15 protein-coding genes are annotated in these 14885 nt (G+C 66.6%); 4 read left to right on the top strand and 11 right to left on the bottom strand.

The annotated features are described in order from the left end of the window. Positions 1-74 precede the first annotated feature (74 nt). Both LIX00_RS22770 and LIX00_RS22765 read left to right on the top strand, forming a co-directional pair. The gene (locus LIX00_RS22770) at positions 75-698 is read left to right on the top strand and encodes a hypothetical protein (RefSeq protein ID WP_227356807.1); all 624 of its coding nucleotides are present in this window, start codon (positions 75-77) and stop codon (positions 696-698) included. Between the two features lie 171 nt (positions 699-869). Then, the gene (locus LIX00_RS22765) at positions 870-1550 is read left to right on the top strand and encodes a haloacid dehalogenase type II (protein WP_227356806.1); all 681 of its coding nucleotides are present in this window, start codon (positions 870-872) and stop codon (positions 1548-1550) included. A gap of 62 nt (positions 1551-1612) precedes the next feature. Here LIX00_RS22765 and LIX00_RS22760 read toward each other — a convergent pair whose 3' ends face one another. Next, a complete protein-coding gene (locus LIX00_RS22760) occupies positions 1613-2485 on the bottom strand; it encodes an alpha/beta fold hydrolase (RefSeq protein WP_227356805.1) in 873 nt (290 codons plus the stop codon). A gap of 332 nt (positions 2486-2817) precedes the next feature. On the opposite strand from LIX00_RS22760, the gene LIX00_RS22755 reads away from it, so the two are divergent. Next, positions 2818-4050, top strand: coding sequence for a permease (locus LIX00_RS22755; protein ID WP_227356804.1), 1233 nt, complete (start codon positions 2818-2820; stop codon positions 4048-4050). Here the strand turns inward: LIX00_RS22755 and LIX00_RS22750 are convergent. From LIX00_RS22750 to LIX00_RS22710, 9 genes are all read right to left on the bottom strand, one after another. After that, a complete protein-coding gene (locus tag LIX00_RS22750; RefSeq protein ID WP_227356803.1) occupies positions 4047-4565 on the bottom strand; it encodes a DUF1772 domain-containing protein in 519 nt (172 codons plus the stop codon). The genes LIX00_RS22755 and LIX00_RS22750 overlap by 4 nt on opposite strands. A gap of 147 nt (positions 4566-4712) precedes the next feature. Then, positions 4713-6092: a calcium:cation antiporter family protein gene (locus tag LIX00_RS22745; RefSeq protein ID WP_227356802.1), complete on the bottom strand. Its 1380-nt coding sequence runs from the start codon at positions 6090-6092 to the stop codon at positions 4713-4715. A gap of 427 nt (positions 6093-6519) precedes the next feature. Continuing rightward, positions 6520-6708 (bottom strand): HVO_2922 family protein, encoded by a 189-nt coding sequence (locus LIX00_RS22740; RefSeq protein ID WP_227356801.1) that lies wholly within the window; start codon positions 6706-6708, stop codon positions 6520-6522. A gap of 78 nt (positions 6709-6786) precedes the next feature. Further along, complete coding sequence (locus LIX00_RS22735; protein WP_227356800.1) at positions 6787-8148, bottom strand: sulfatase family protein; 1362 nt, start codon at positions 8146-8148, stop codon at positions 6787-6789. Positions 8149-8391: 243 nt separating this feature from the next. Further along, a complete protein-coding gene (locus LIX00_RS22730) occupies positions 8392-8949 on the bottom strand; it encodes a hypothetical protein (RefSeq protein WP_227356799.1) in 558 nt (185 codons plus the stop codon). Positions 8950-8993: 44 nt separating this feature from the next. Next, the gene (locus LIX00_RS22725) at positions 8994-10325 is read right to left on the bottom strand and encodes a tryptophanase (RefSeq protein ID WP_227356798.1); all 1332 of its coding nucleotides are present in this window, start codon (positions 10323-10325) and stop codon (positions 8994-8996) included. A 95-nt stretch (positions 10326-10420) separates the two neighbouring features. Then, on the bottom strand, positions 10421-10972 hold the full coding sequence (locus tag LIX00_RS22720; RefSeq protein WP_227357156.1) for a DJ-1/PfpI family protein: 552 nt from the start codon (positions 10970-10972) through the stop codon (positions 10421-10423). A 94-nt stretch (positions 10973-11066) separates the two neighbouring features. After that, positions 11067-12299, bottom strand: coding sequence for an ABC transporter permease (locus LIX00_RS22715; RefSeq protein WP_227356797.1), 1233 nt, complete (start codon positions 12297-12299; stop codon positions 11067-11069). After that, on the bottom strand, positions 12299-13048 hold the full coding sequence (locus LIX00_RS22710; protein WP_227356796.1) for an ABC transporter ATP-binding protein: 750 nt from the start codon (positions 13046-13048) through the stop codon (positions 12299-12301). The genes LIX00_RS22715 and LIX00_RS22710 overlap by 1 nt, the downstream gene beginning before the upstream one ends. A 204-nt stretch (positions 13049-13252) precedes the next feature. Here LIX00_RS22710 and LIX00_RS22705 point away from each other — a divergent pair, with 204 nt between their 5' ends. Beyond that, positions 13253-14368 carry a mechanosensitive ion channel family protein gene (locus tag LIX00_RS22705; RefSeq protein ID WP_227356795.1) on the top strand — a complete coding sequence of 372 codons (1116 nt, stop codon included), beginning with the start codon at positions 13253-13255 and terminating at the stop codon, positions 14366-14368. A 15-nt stretch (positions 14369-14383) separates the two neighbouring features. Here the strand turns inward: LIX00_RS22705 and LIX00_RS22700 are convergent, their stop codons facing one another. After that, positions 14384-14698: a zinc ribbon domain-containing protein gene (locus LIX00_RS22700; RefSeq protein WP_227356794.1), complete on the bottom strand. Its 315-nt coding sequence runs from the start codon at positions 14696-14698 to the stop codon at positions 14384-14386. Positions 14699-14885 lie beyond the last annotated feature (187 nt).

Genomic DNA, 14885 nt, shown 5'->3' with positions numbered 1-14885 from the left:
CGGTCGCCCGGCGAACTGAGCGCACCGGAGCATTGAACTAATTGACGGACGACTACGTTCCTTGGGGGTACATCATGGGGGATCTACTCAGCAACGTATCGAGACGAAGCGTTCTCGCAACGACCGGGGTTCTCTTCGCCGGCATAGGCGCTTCTCGCGTCGCGAAGCGGGCGACGAACTCCGAGTCCTCGGCCAGTTCCGACTCCTCGACGGAGGGCCGCCTCCTCGTGGAGAATCCGACGAACCGTCCGTTACGGTTCTCGCTTTCGGCAACGGACCGCCCGATTTCGGCGTTCGTACTGACGAACCGGCGCGGAGAGACGAAAGTCGTCCAGCGCGTCGACGAGGGCCTCCAACTGGCGTCCGCGGTGCGGACGGAGGCGACGAAGATAGAACCGAAAAACGGCGTTGTCTTCGACCGCGAGTACACCGTCGAGGCGCACTCGGCGCTCCTGTTTCGACTGCGAGGGATACCCGAGCGCGGCCAACTACTCTACACGCTCAAGCCGCGGTCGGCGAATCGGACGACGCTCGTCGAGACGTGGGGGACGATGAGCTGTAGTTCGCAGTTCGACGTGTACCTCACGCCGAACGAAACGCGGAGTTCGTGCGGAAGCCGGATAGCCGAACTCGATCGGCACGGCGGAGCGACCGAGCGCACGATAAATCTGCGAACCGCCTCGTCCGACGACGGCTGATAGTTCGCGCTCTGCGAGCGTCGAAGCGCGTCACCGTCGCAGTCGCTCTCGGCGGGCTTCGACCCCTTTTCGGGGGACTGCTACCGTCGCGGGAGCACCGTTCTTCGAACTCGACCGCGCGGTTCGCGGACCCCTACAATTAACTCCGCGGTGGACGAAATTCGCTCGACCATGTTCGACCCCGAACGAGTCGCGACCGTCACGTTCGACTCCTACAGCACGCTGGTGGACGTCGACGCGGCGGAGCGGGCGCTCGCCGAGCGCGTCGAGAACCCCGAACCCGTCTCGAAGCTCTGGCGAGCCCGGTCGCTCGAATACACGTTCGTCGCCAACCACGTCGACGCGTACCAACCGTTCTACGAGATGAACCGCGACGCGCTCCAGTACGCGCTTTCCGCCCACGACGCCGACGTATCGGAGCGCGAGCGCGACGAAATCCTCGCGGTCTACCACGAACTCGACGTGTTCGACGACGTTCGCGACGGCATCCGCCGCCTCCGCGACGGAGGGTACGACTGCTACGTCCTGTCGAACGGGGACCCCGAGATGCTAGATTCGATGGTCGAACACGCCGACATCGGCGATCTGCTCGCGGACACCATCAGCGCCGACGAGATAGGGACGTTCAAGCCGGACGCGGAACTGTACCGTCACGCCGCCGATCGGACGGGAACGCCGGTCGAGGGCATCGCGCACGTCTCCGCCGGATGGTTCGACGTGCAGGGCGCGAAGCACGCCGGAATGCAGGGCGTGTGGGCGAATCGCAAGGGAAAGCCGTGGGAGCCGTTCGGCGACGAACCGGATCTGACCGTCGAATCGTTCCACGAACTCGCCGAGGAACTGGGCGCGTAGCGGCGGCGTCGGCGTCCGCGACGGACGTTCGAACCGTCCTCACCGGGCGGGCCGAGTAACCGTCATCCCGCCCCCTCCGCACCACCGTTTCCCTCGGCGCCGTCGGCGGCGTCGCGCGGGAGGACGGACGCGAGGAACTCCCGCAGTGCGGCGGAGAAGAACTCGGGGTTGTCGAGGTTGGAAGCGTGCCCCGCGTCGGGCACTTCCCGGACGACGGCGTTCGGTATCTCGGCCTCCATCTTCGGCGCGTGTCGCCGGATGAACGGCGGTTCGTGTTCGCCGTACAGAATCAGCGTCGGGGCGGAGATGGCGCGGAGGTCGACCTCCGCCTCGTGGAAGGTCGCGACGGCGCGAATCACTTTGGCGAACTCGTCGGCGTCCATCTTCGGACCTGCCGCCCGGAGTCGCTCGATCTTCTCGTAGTCGCCGCCGACTTCCTTCCCCGAAATCCGCTCGTGGAGCCACACCAGGACCTTCTCCACTCGCTCGTAACCGACGAGTCGAACCGGCGGAATCGTCGCTTTCAACAGCGCCGACCGCTGGAGCCACTCGAACCGGTCGAACAGTTCCGGGGTGAACGTGTCGGCGAGCACGAGACCGGCCACCCGGTCCGGATGCGCGGCCGCGTACGCCTGCGCGATGCATCCGCCCGTCGAGAGGCCGCAGAGAACCGGCCGGTCGAGGTCCAACGCGGTGACGAGCGCGTCGAGGTCGTCGGCGAAGCGGTCGACCGAATACGACTCCTTCGCCGACCCGCCGGTTCGGCCGTGCCCTCGGACGTCGTAGGCGACGGTCGCGTACTCGTCGCCGAGCGCGTCCACTTGCGGTGCCCACTGGGCGTGGTCGAGTACGGCCCCGTGAACGAACGCTATCGACGGGCCGGTCCCCCGTCGTTCGTAGTACGTTTCGATGTCGTTCGTTCGAACGGTCGGCATACGGTCTCTACTCGGCCCGAACGCAGATGAAATCATCGTCTGGGACCGCGAGTCGACCCGCTCGTTGCACGTCCGCGTCGAGTATTAGTCGCTCCGAGCGACTCGGCACTCGCCGCCCGTGGGATTACTTTCCGAGGCGAAGCACGGACTCCGGTTTGGAAATTAAACCCTTCCGGCGGGAAGCGGTCGAACTGACGGCGCGATTTCGCCACGAACGCCCGCCGAATCGGTCTCGCGGCTATGTCTCCGGGACGACGCGGCGCACGGGCGGCTGCGGACACTTCGTTCCCTTAGCCACAATCGTAGAAAGTGTCCCGCCACTAGGTACGCCCATGAACGTCGTCCAGAGCCTCGTCGAGGCCGCCAAATTCCTCGGCAACATGACGTGGAAGACGTGGTGGGCGCTGGTGCTCGGATTCACCATCGCGGGCGCGGTGCAGGCGTTCGTGAGCGAGGAGCGGATGACGAACGTGCTCGGCGGTCGCGGGCTGAGGGAACTCGGATTGGGGAGCTTCTTCGGCTTCCTCTCGTCCAGTTGTTCGTTCGGGGCCGTCGCCACGACGAAGTCGCTGTTCAAGAAGGGGGCGTCGCCGGAGTCCTCGTTCGCCGCGTTCCAGTTCGCCAGCACGAACCTCGTCATTGAACTCGGGCTGGTGATGTGGATTCTGCTCGGCTGGCAGTTCGTCGCCGCCGACGTGTTCGGCGGCATCCTGATGATTCTCCTGCTGGCCGCGCTGACGAAGTACGTCGTGCCCGATTCGTGGTTCGCGGCCGCCCGCGACCACGTCCGCGACGACGAGGAGGACGGAACCGTCCGCGACCCGGTCTGCGGGATGGAGGTCGACCCCGACGACGAAGGAACGCTCAGCGTCGAGACCGACGGCGGAACCGAGTACTTCTGCTCGGAATCGTGCAAGCGGACCTTCCTGAACCGGCGGGAGGACGAGACGTGGACGGATAAGCTCCTGACGGCGCACGGCTGGAAGAACGCCTTCCGCAACGCCGTCGGCGAGTGGGGAATGCTCTGGGACGACATCGTCGCCGGGTTCGTCGTCGCCTCGCTCCTCGCGGCGTTCGTCCCTCGGTCGTGGTGGGCGCAGTTGTTCACGCTCGCGCCGCAGGGCACCGTCGCGTGGGTCGTCCTCGGCTCCGCCATCGGCGTCTTCGTCGGCGTCATCACGTTCGTCTGCTCGGTGGCGAACGTCCCCTTCGCGCTGGTCCTGTGGACGTCCGGCATCCCGTTCGGCGGCGTGATGAGTTTCATCTACGCCGACCTCATCGTTCCGCACATCGTGGATATGTACCGCAAATACTACGGCAAGCGCCTCGCGGCGGTGTTGTTCGTCTCCATCTTCGCCGTGGCGACGGTGGCGGGAATCGTCACCCACTACGCGTGGCTCGCCGCCGGCCTGATTCCGAAACGGGGAGGAACCGGCGGGACGGTGCCCCACACCTACACCCTGGTGCTCAACGCGGTCTTCACCGTCGTCTTCGCCGTACAGGTGTACGTGACGTACTTCGAGTCCGGCGGCGAACACGGCGAGATGGCCGCGCACGCCGATTAACGCCGAGATTCGATTCTCCGTTGGTGGAACTTTAGATATCCGACGAACGCCGTCGCGGCCGCGACTACGTTGGTTCCGACGCGAACCCAGTGGCCCGTCTGAAATTCGCGGGCCGTCCGTTTCAGGACCGCGACCGAGTGAACCGCGGTTCCTTCTTCGAACATGATCGCGTTCCGAGGCCAGAAGAAGACCACCGACAGTAGGAACTCTCCGGCGATAAAGAGGAGCAGGCTGGCCAAAAGCCAGTAGCGGACTCCCTTCGCGCGCCAGGCCAGCCCCAGCGAAACGGTTCCGACGAGTACCGCGAGCAGTCCGACGGGCGGGAAAAAGTCGTGCGGCCCCCGTACCGCCATGAATTCCATCCCGATTTCGAACGACTTCGGAACGTCGTGGAAGATATTGGGATATATCACCACCGTCTCGAACACGATAGCCCCGAGGAGTATCAGTACGGCCCACAGGTACGCCGTCCCGAAAGCGAAGCCCAGTCTTTCCCTGTCCATTTCGAGTTTCACGTACGCCCGGACGGGCGGTGCGACGATAAGGCGTAACGCACGGCCGCCGGAACGGCGATTCTGCGCAAAGACTATATATCGGATTTCGCTCGCACCCGGTCAGGGAATCGTCCAGTGTCGCGGCGTCGATTCCCTACCTGTCGGTTCTCAGTCGGCGCGTTCCGGCGGGCCGGCGTCTCCTCCGACCGCGCTGCGGATGTTCGCGGCGGTGTGCCCGACGAGTTCGCGGAAACTCCTAGAGCGCGTGACGAACAGGCCGACGCCGAGGACGATGTAGACGGCGGTGTAGGCGTGCAGGATGAGGAGGCTGAGGTTCGCGGCGGTCGGTTCGGCGTAGATTTGAATCACGTAGAACTCCGCGACGACCTGTGAGACGAACAGCACGAGCAACGCCACCGCCTCGCGGACGCTTATCTCGAAGTTCGTCAGGATGGCGAGCGCGAAGAGGCTCTGGCCGGCGGTGATCCATATCTCGGCCGTCTGTTTCTGGTCGAACGAGAGGGTGCCGATGTGCCCGGCGGCGATGGAGTACACGACCGCTAGCGTGCCGATGAGCAGCGTCCACTGGTTCAGCTTCGAGGAGATGAGCGCGTTGAAGCCGGCGGTCGAGCGCGCCTTGTTCACCAGATAGGCCACGACGATGAGCTCGGGGCTCTCGCTCGCGAGGGGCGCGAGCCACTGGATCATGAAGAAGGGCGGAATGCCGAGCGCGGTTCCGAGCTCTTCGAGGCCCAACGCGAACGGGTGAACCGCCTCGAAGATGATCAGTCCGGAGTACGCGAACAGGAAGAGCACGACCGCGATGCGTCGCCCCTTCGGATACTCTTGGAAGTACGCGGGGACGCCGACGTGCGTCTCGCCTTCATCGACGTCGCCGCGAATGATGATGCCGATGTAGAGGACGTAGAGACCGACGAGAACGACCGTATCGACGATTCCGATGCCGCCGCCGAGCGGGACGAAAAACGCGTACGCCGTCGCCGCGAGCAGGAAGGCGATTTCGAGGGAGATGTCGCGGTCGATTTGGACGGCGTCCGCGAGGAATCCGGAGCGCAGTTTGACCGCCCGGTCGTCGGTTCGCTTCGCTCGATAAATCGTGAACAGCGCGATGCCGGACCAGCCGAGGCCGATGAGGATGCGGTTCGCCCCGGTCATGTTCGCGATGGCGAGGTTGGCCGCTTCCACTCCGCGGTGGGTCGATTCGAACGCCCCGGCGTTCCACGCGTACAGCGCGTCGACGGCGTACTCGGGCGCGACGGCGAGCACCGCGAGGACGGCGATGGCGAACGCGGTCGGAACGTCCTTTTCGGCGGTCTCCGCGCCCCACGCGAGCAGGAACGCCGCGCCGAGGATGGCGAGGCCGCCGACGAAAACCGCCACGGTGGGAGAGACGTTCGCTCCCGGGCTTTCCGGAGTCGAGGCCGGGTCGAGGTGGTAGCCGTGCACGACGAACAGTGCGACGAACGGAACCGTCAACAGCAGCGCCGCGGCGACGGCTACGAGCGGGTGGCGGAGACGATTAAGCATTGCTCCAGTAGAGAGAAGGACCGCACCTATCTCTTGCGCTGTTCCGCGACGTTCGGAGCACGGACCGCCCGTCGGTCGCCTCGGACGACCGTCCGACCGGAACGACGGGGCGCGTCGACGGGAGGTACCGAGAGGGCAACTCCGGCCGCTCGCTGGCGGCGGGTGGGTCCTCGGAGTGCCCTTCGGTGGTTCGACGTGTTCTAACGAGGCGCTCTTTCATGCGTGTAGCACACACGCGGGACGACGGCAAAAAACACAAGATAACGCGCCAGACGCCGATATCGGCGTCGAGGCGGGTCGAGACGCCGGTTTCTCTGATATAGCGGCGAACCACGCGGACGGTCGTTACGAGGGCTGACGGCTCCGTTTTGGCCACGTACGGGGGGAGAGCGACTCGGAGTCGTATCGCCGCCGTCTCGGGTCGCGTTCAGTCGATAGCGACGACCCGAGCGTTCGGCGCGTTGTTCTTCACGCTCCGAATACCGCGCTTCGCGCCCTGTTTCGACTTGTACCCTTCGCCGCTGTCCGCGATGATGTTTCCGTTGGAGACGACGAGCCGCCACCGCCACTCGCCGGCGGTGTCTTGATACAGTTCGAACGTCGATTCGATTGGCATACGTACCCCGTCTCGCGGGTGAGCCATAGTGCTTGTGAGTGCCGTCGTCGCGAAAATCGCGGTGCGCGAATCGACCGGCTACTGGTAGCCGAGCGCCTCGAGTCGGTTCGTGACCGCGGACGGCGGTTCGGTCGAGTCGCCTCCTTCCTCCGATTCGATGCCCTCGATGCGCTCTTCGACCGCTTCGTGAAGCCGGCCGGCGACGTGGGAGTCCGCGAGTTCGTCCCACCGGTTCTCGCGCTCCTCCGGGTCGCGGTCCCTGTCGTACAGCTCTCTCCGGCCCGATTCGGTGTAGTAGACGTACGTCCACCCTTCCGTCCGCGCGCTCACGAGCAGTTCGCCGTCGTCCAGACGCCGCGGAATCGGCTGGCGGGTAACGTGTTCGCCTCGGACCGCGACCGAGGTGATCGGCACCGGGTCGGGGTCGCCGACGAGGAGATTCTCCCCCTGAAAGTCGTGCTCGACGCCCATCGCCCCGCAGACGGTGGGCGGAATCGAGTCGAGACCGACCGCCCGCTCGACGCGCCCGCCGTCGGCGTCGGGGTGGTCGACCACCAGCGGGACGTGTATCAGCTCCTCGTAGAGCTTCGGGTAGTGCGCGAGGTGGCCGTGCTCCATGAACTCCTCGCCGTGGTCGCCCGCGAAGACGACGCACGCGTCCTCCCGGAGCCCCTCGCGTTCGAGCGCCGAGAGCACGCGCCCGACGCTCTCGTCCACCTGCCGAACCGCCGCCAGGTAGAGCGACCGTAACTCGGCGAGCGTCGTCTCGCCCACCTCGCGGCCCAGCCCCGCCCTCGCGTGCGCTCGAAGCATCCTGAGCGTGCCCACGCTGGCCCCCGTCTCGTCCCTGACGAACTTCGGCGCGGGGACGTACGGCGTGTGAACGTCCATGTAGTGAACCCAGAGGAAGAAGGGCGGCTCCGCCCGCTCGACGAACTCGACCGCGCGCCGCTCCACGTCGAGCATCCGGGAGACGTTTCGTGCGCCGCCCTCGCGGCCGAGCAGTCGGCGGACGGGCGACGACGCGACCTGGAGCCACGCCTGCACGGTCGGGTGGGCGGTGAGGTACTTGCTGTAGAGGCTATCGCCGGTCCCCGACGTGAACGTCTCGAACTCGTCGAAGCCGCGGTCGTACCCCCAGTGTTCGGTCAGAAATCCGTTCGCCCCGTTGAACCCCGCGGTGGCGACGCCCCCGTCGCGGAGCGTCTCCGCCAACGTCGGCTCGTCGGCGACGCCGATGCTCCGCGAATCGCTGAACACTCGCTTCGCGCCGAGGACGGACGGAAACGAGAAGGGCGTCCAGTTTCCGTGGGCGAACGCGTTCTCGAAGACGGTTCCTCGCTCGCCGAGGGCGGCGGCGACACCGTCGTCCGGAATCGCGTCGGCTCGAAGCGAATCGACGGTGAACAGTACGGTTGCGGGCGTGTCGTTTGCGCTCATTCTGTCGGTCGCGGCGAAGTTCCGCTACTCGACAGTTCGTCACGAGCGTCAAATACCTTGCGTGCGAAACAGCAGAAAAGAAATTCGCCGCGCGGAGCCGCGCTTGAAAACAACAGCTACCGTACAATAGCGACGAACGCGGAAAAACGAGAAACGGCCCGATGTCGGGTTCGAATCGACGCGATTGCGGCGGCGGCACCTTCGCGCGGTGAATCCGTTGCCCGGTTCGAGTTCCGCGCCGAACTACTCGCGCTCCGCCTCGGTGACCCTCGCGTAGTGTTCCGCCGCCAGTTCCTGTACCTCCCTCGGATAGTGGACGTACTCCGCTATCGGCCTGTAGAGGCCGAGCACGTCGTGAAACTGCTCGTCCGCCTCCTCCGCGCGAAACGCGACCAGCGCCGCGGTCAGCGGGAGGAGCGTGAAGAGGTACACCGCGAACCAGACCAGCGCGATGCCGAGCCAGAGCGTCGGTTCGAGGTTCACGCTTCCGAGCAGGATGAGCACGGCGAAAAAGAGGCTGGCCGACGCGACCCCGACCGTGAGGAAACTCATCCGCCGGAGCGCGGGCCCTCGCCCCTGCGACTGGATCGGAAACGACTCCGAGTACGTCAGCAGAACCTGTAAGGCGATGGCCAGCGCGGGTAACAGGAGCGCGACCAGTTCCAACACCGTCAGAATCACGTCCACTCGTTCGTGACCGACCGGAATCGCACCCTCGAACACGAGTCCCTTGACCGCGATGACCAGCACCGCCGGGAGCACCGCGACCCCCCACCGCCGAACCGTTGGCATTCCGACCATCGTACCGTAAACGACGGCCACCGACAAACCCCTTTCCGCGCGGCCTACGCCACCGGCTCCAGCCTCGCGCTGAAGTGGCGCAGCTCCTTCATCGGCGGCTCCTCGACGACTTCGAGGCCGACGAGTTCGCCGCGCCGCGCCGAGACCTTCTCGAACGTCTCGGCGACGTGCTCGAGGTGGTCGCGGAAGTACGAGCGCCGGGGGAGACTGAGGCGGACGAGTTGGGGGCGGTCCTCGCCCGGGAAGGCGAACTCGCCGAGTTCGACCGCCCGAACCCCGCCCTCGCGGTAGAGTTCGCCGACCAACACCTGCCCGGGGAACTCCTCGGGCGGAATATCGGGCAGGTACGCTTCGGCGTCCACGTACACCGCGTGCCCTCCGGTCGGGGTGTGTATCGGCACGCCGACGTCCCGCAGGAGGTCGCCGAGTTCGCGCACCTGTTCGACCCGCGATTCGATGTACTCCGGCGTGACGGCCTCGCGGAGGCCGACCGCCATCGCCTCCAAGTCCCGTCCTGCGAGACCGCCGTAGGTGGAGAAGCCCTCGAAGAGGATGCCGCGCTGTTTGGCCCGCTCGAACAGGTCCTCGTCGCGCGCGCCGACGAACCCGCCGATGTTTGAGAGCGCGTCTTTCTTCCCGCTCATCACGACGGCGTCGGCGTAGGAGAGCTGTTCGCGGGCGATGGCGGCGACGCTCGACTCCGCGAACTCCTCCTCGCGCTGCTGGACGAAGTAGGCGTTCTCGGCGAACCGGCAGGCGTCGACGACGAACGTCGCGTCGAGTTCGTCGGCGACCTCGCGCGCCTCGCGGACGTTCTCGACGCTCACCGGCTGACCCGCCATCGAGTTGTTCGTGACGGTGACGACGAGCGCGGGGACGTTCTCGGCACCGACGTCGTCCGCCAGTTCGCGGACTTTCTCGGGGTCCAGATTCCCCTGGAAGGGGTCGTCCCCGGCGGCGTCCGTCGGACAGTCGACGGGGGTCCCGCCGTTGTTCACGACGTGCGCCCGCGTCGTGTCGAAGTGGGTGTTGTTCGGCACGTAGTCGCCCTCCGAGACGAGGACGCCGTAGAGGACGTTCTCCGCCCCGCGACCCTGGTGGGCCGGAACGACGTTCTCGAACCCCATCACGTCGGCGACGCTCTCGCGCAGGCGTCGGAAGCTGTCGCTCCCGGCGTACGCCTCGTCGCCGCGCATCATCGCGGCCCACTGGTCTTGGCTCATCGTCCCCGTCCCGCTGTCGGTCAGCAGGTCGACGAACACGTCGTCCGAATCGAGATTGAAGACGTTGTAGCCCGCTTCTTCGAGGTTGGCGGTCCGCTCCTCTCGGTCGGGGAGGGAAATCGGCTCGACGACTTTCGCCCGATATGCTCGCATATCCGAGGGCTGGCGAGCGGCGTCCTTAATCCTGCTGAGATAGACCCGGACAGCGACGCCCGAAACCGGGGGACGACGCCCGATTCTGGCCATCGTTAGTACGGGTAGTCCATCTGGGTCGCCACCGCGTCGCGGGTGTCCTCGTCGGTCAGTTCGGCGACCAGCGACAGGCCGAGGTCGATGCCCGACGCGACGCCGCCGGCGGTCACGACCCGCCCGTCACGAACCACGCGCTCCTCGACCACCTCGCAGTGCTCGGCGAGTCGGTCGTAGGCGTCGGGGTGGGTGGTCGCCCGCTTCCCGTCGAGAAAGCCCGCCGCGCCGAGCAGGAGCGACCCCGTGCAGACCGAGGCGACCCGCTCCGCTTCGGCGCTCGCCAGCCACGAGACGAACCCCTCGTCCTCGGCGAGGTCCCGGGCCGCGAACCCGCCCGGCACGACCAGCACGTCGTACCCCGAGAGCGGTTCGTCGACCGCGTCCGGGACGAGTTCCAGTCCGGCGTTCGCGGCGACGCGCTCGGTCCGGGCGCAGACGTCCCACGAGACGTCGTCGCGGAACCCCATCGTACCGAGTCGCGTCAGCGGGTCGTAGACGCCCACGAAGTCGAGCGCGGTCATGCCGTCGTACGCGACGAACGCGATGTGCATGGCCGGAGTTCGGAGGCGAATCGCTTGGGTGTTGCGAGGAAAAACGCGCATCGACCGCCTCGTCTCTCCGACCGAGTCGGCAATCGGAGCGAACTTACTCGTATCGGAGCGCGTCGATGGGGTCGACCCGCGCCGCGCTCCACGCCGGGTAGAGTCCCGTCACCATCCCGACGACGAGACCGACCGCGATGGCGACAGGCACCACCTCCGCCGCGAACACGAGGGGCAGGCCGACGTAGTCCGTGGCGAGGTAGCCGCCGACGGCGCCGACCGCGACGCCGAAGACCGACCCGATGACGCCGAGCAGTATCGCCTGCGTGAGGAACAACTGGAGCACGTCGCGTTTCTGCGCGCCGACGGCTTTCATGATGCCGATCTCGCGGGTGCGTTCCGTGACGCTCACGAGCATCACGTTGGCGATGCCGAGCGCGGCGACGACCAGCGAGACGACCGCGATGCTGGTGACGAACGTCGTCAGCGTCGTGAGCAGTTCCTCCACCCGCCGGACGAGGTCGCGGTCGGTCCGAACGTGGACGCCGTAGTCGTCGGGCGCGAGGCGCGCCGCGTCGGAGTCGGAGCGGAGGTAGGACCGCACCTTCTCCTTCGTCTCCGGAACTTCCCCGTGGCTCTCGGCGACGACCGTGAGCAGAGGGTAGACGCGCTGTTCGGTGCCTTGCGTCGGGCTCTCGACGGTCGAATCGTAGAAGGGACGCGTCGGGACGTACGCCCGCGGGAGCGCCCCGTCGTCGAATCGGCCGGTTCCGCCCGACCCGTCGAGCACGCCGACGACGCGGGCGCTCACCGTCTCGCCGCTCGCCGTCCGGATGGACACCCGGTCGCCGACCGTCACCCCGTCCTCGAACAGCCGCGCCGCGAGGGGGTTCAGGACGACCTCCCGCTTCCCCTGCTCGAACGGACCCCCGGCGGCGAACTCCCGGTTCCTGAACTGCGCCGGCGTCGTGGCGACGACGTCGTTCTGGCTCACCGTCTCCCCGCCGTGCGCGAGCGCGACGACCGGGACGACGCCCTGCGGGACGACGGCCGCCACGCCGTCGAGTCGTCGGAGTCCCGCGATATCGTGCTGCGTGAACGCCGCCTGCGCGCCGAAGCCGGGCCCTCCGCCGGGCGGTCCGACCCAGACGAACATGTTCGGCGCTCTGTCGCCCGCGAACTGGCTCAGGATTTCGGCCCGGAGGCTCGTGCCGAGGGTGACGAGCGTGATGACGGCCGCGACGCCGATGACGACGCCGAACGCCGAGAGCGACGACCGGACCCGGTGGCCTCGAATCGCCCGCAGGCTCATCCGAAGCGACTCGCCGAACTCCATCACCGCGCCTCGCCGACTCGGCGCGGGGCCTCTATCTCCTCGACGCGCTCGACGGTTCCGTCGAGGATGTGTACCACGCGCTCAGCGTGCTCCGCGATATCGCGCTCGTGGGTCACCATCAGGATGGTGTGCCCGTCGTCGTTGAGTTCCTCGAAGAGCGCCATTATCTGCTGACCCGTCTCGGTGTCGAGGTTCCCCGTCGGTTCGTCGGCGAGGACGATGGCCGGGTCGTTCGCCAGCGCGCGGGCGATGGCGACGCGCTGGCGCTGGCCGCCGGAGAGTTCGTTCGGGCGGTGGTCCTCACGCCCGCGCAGACCGACCTTGTAGAGCAGTTCGTCGGCGCGGTCCCGTCGCTCGGAGCGGGAGATTCCCTGAAAGATGAGCGGGAGGGCGACGTTCTCGCGGGCGGTCAGCCGCGGCATCAGGTTGAACGTCTGGAAGACGAAGCCGACTTCCTGTCCGCGAACCGTCGTCCGCTCGCTGTCGGACAGCGCCGTCACCTCCCGGTCGTTGACGTGAATCGTCCCGTCTGTCGGCGTGTCGAGGCAGCCGATGAGATTGAGTAGGGTGCTCTTTCCCGACCCGCTCGGTCCCATCACGGCGGTGTACGACCCTCGCGGAATCGACAGCGTCACGCCGTCTATGGCGTGAACCGGCGCGCCGAGATAGTAGGTCTTCCGAACGTCGGTCAGTACAACAGCGTCCCCCGAACCCCCATCAGCCCCCGTCGCCGAGTGGCTGGCGACCATAAGTTCGGTACCATCCCGAACGCCTAAACCCTGCCCCATCTCACGGAACGCCGCCCGCGGAAAATAACTCCGCTTTTCGCTCGAAGATGGTCGGAACGAACGCAGTTCCCCAACACGCTCAAGCCCAGCGCCATCGACACTGACTGCGGTGGGGTGCTCGTAACTCGCCGGTGACCGGTGGTCGGCCCTCGCCGGAGTGCATCAATGACCTACTCGCCGAATTCGCTCGCTCGACCCGTCGAACAGCTTCCCGTCCCCGAGGCGCGAATCCTGCTATCGACGCTCCTCCTCGTCGCGCTCGTGTTCGCCGTGTGGGTACTCTGGCGGGCGGCACCGCGGTTGAAACGGCGGGTCAACCCGCGCGTCGTGGACGTCGTCCTCCTCACCGCGACCGGCGTCGCCGCGCTCTTCGTCGGCGAGTACGCGCTCACGCTCTTGGCGGACTCCCAACCCGCCGTCCGGCGCGTCGACGTCTTCTCGCGGCTCACCTCGACCGGGATTCGAATCGCCGTCACGTTCGGCGTCATCGCGGCGGCGTACATCAGTTCGGGGATGTTGATACGGCTCGTCGAGCGGTTCGCCAGCGGAACCGGCGAGATAACGAGCCACCAGACCGAGATATTCTCGCGGCTCATGGAGGTCGGCGTGTACGTCCTCGCCGGTCTGCTGCTCCTCGGCGTCTGGAACGTCGACGTTCGCGCCCTCCTCATCGGCGCCGGGTTCCTCGGTATCATCATCGGACTCGCCGCGAACGAACCGCTGAGCGCGCTCGTCGCGGGGTTCACGCTCATGTTCTCGCGCCCCTTCGAAATCGGCGACTGGGTTCAGATCGCAGAGGACGAGGGCATCGTCACCGACATCACGCTGTTCATGACGCGAATCGAGACGTTCTCCGGCAAGTTCGTGGTGATTCCGAACGACGTCGTGGGGTCGAACACCATCATCAACTACGGGCGGAAGGGGCGACTCAGATTCGAACTGGAGGTCGGCGTCGACTACGCCGCCGACCTCCAGCACGCCGTCGCCGTCGCGGAGCGCGCGATGGCCGACCAGAATGACGTGCTGGAGGTTCCCCAACCGACCGCCGTCCCGACGAGTTTCGGCGAGTCCGCCGTACTCCTCGAACTCCGGTTCTGGATAGACCGACCGAGCAGTCGCCGGAAGTGGCGCGCCATCGCGGCGGTCATCGGGGGCGTGAAGGCGGCCTACGACCGCGAGGGGATCAAGATACCGTTCCCGCAACGAGAAGTGGCGACGCGCGAGGAGACCGGCGGGTTCCGCGTCGTCGACGGTCGGAGCGCGGACCGGCGAATCGAGTGACCCCCCCGCCGACCGTCACCGGAGCTTTTCGAGGCAGTTCCGACAGAACGCCGCGTAACTGGTGTTCGGTTCCGCGCACGACGGGCAGCGAACCCGCTCGATTCGCGCCACGTTCGCCGGCGCCGATTCCCGTCCGGCCGCGTTCCGGCCGAACATCATCGCCGAAATCGGCGACTCCGGTATCGTGCCGAACTCGCCGCTCATGGTTCGATTGATGAGGTCGTCGTCGCGCAGCGCCATCAGCCCGCGCCACAGGCCGAGGAACAGTATCGTCGGAGCGACGGAGAGCACTCCGCCGACGAGCACTCGAAAGATAGTCTCCCCATCCATGCCGCGCGCTACCATTGGGAGGTACTTAGTCTTTGGACTAAATTGACACGAGGGAGAGAGATGACCGCACCGGTCCTCGGGAATCCCGCGCCGGATTGCGGTTCCGCACCGCGGACGCCGGATCCGACGCCGTTCTCCGTCGCCGTTCGTCGAGTTCGGTAAGAACCGCCTTCGCGTCGGTAGCCCC

This window comes from Haladaptatus salinisoli (assembly GCF_020614375.1).
Taxonomy (GTDB): Archaea; Halobacteriota; Halobacteria; order Halobacteriales; family Haladaptataceae; genus Haladaptatus; species Haladaptatus salinisoli.
This window is presented reverse-complemented; position numbering and strand designations above follow the sequence as displayed.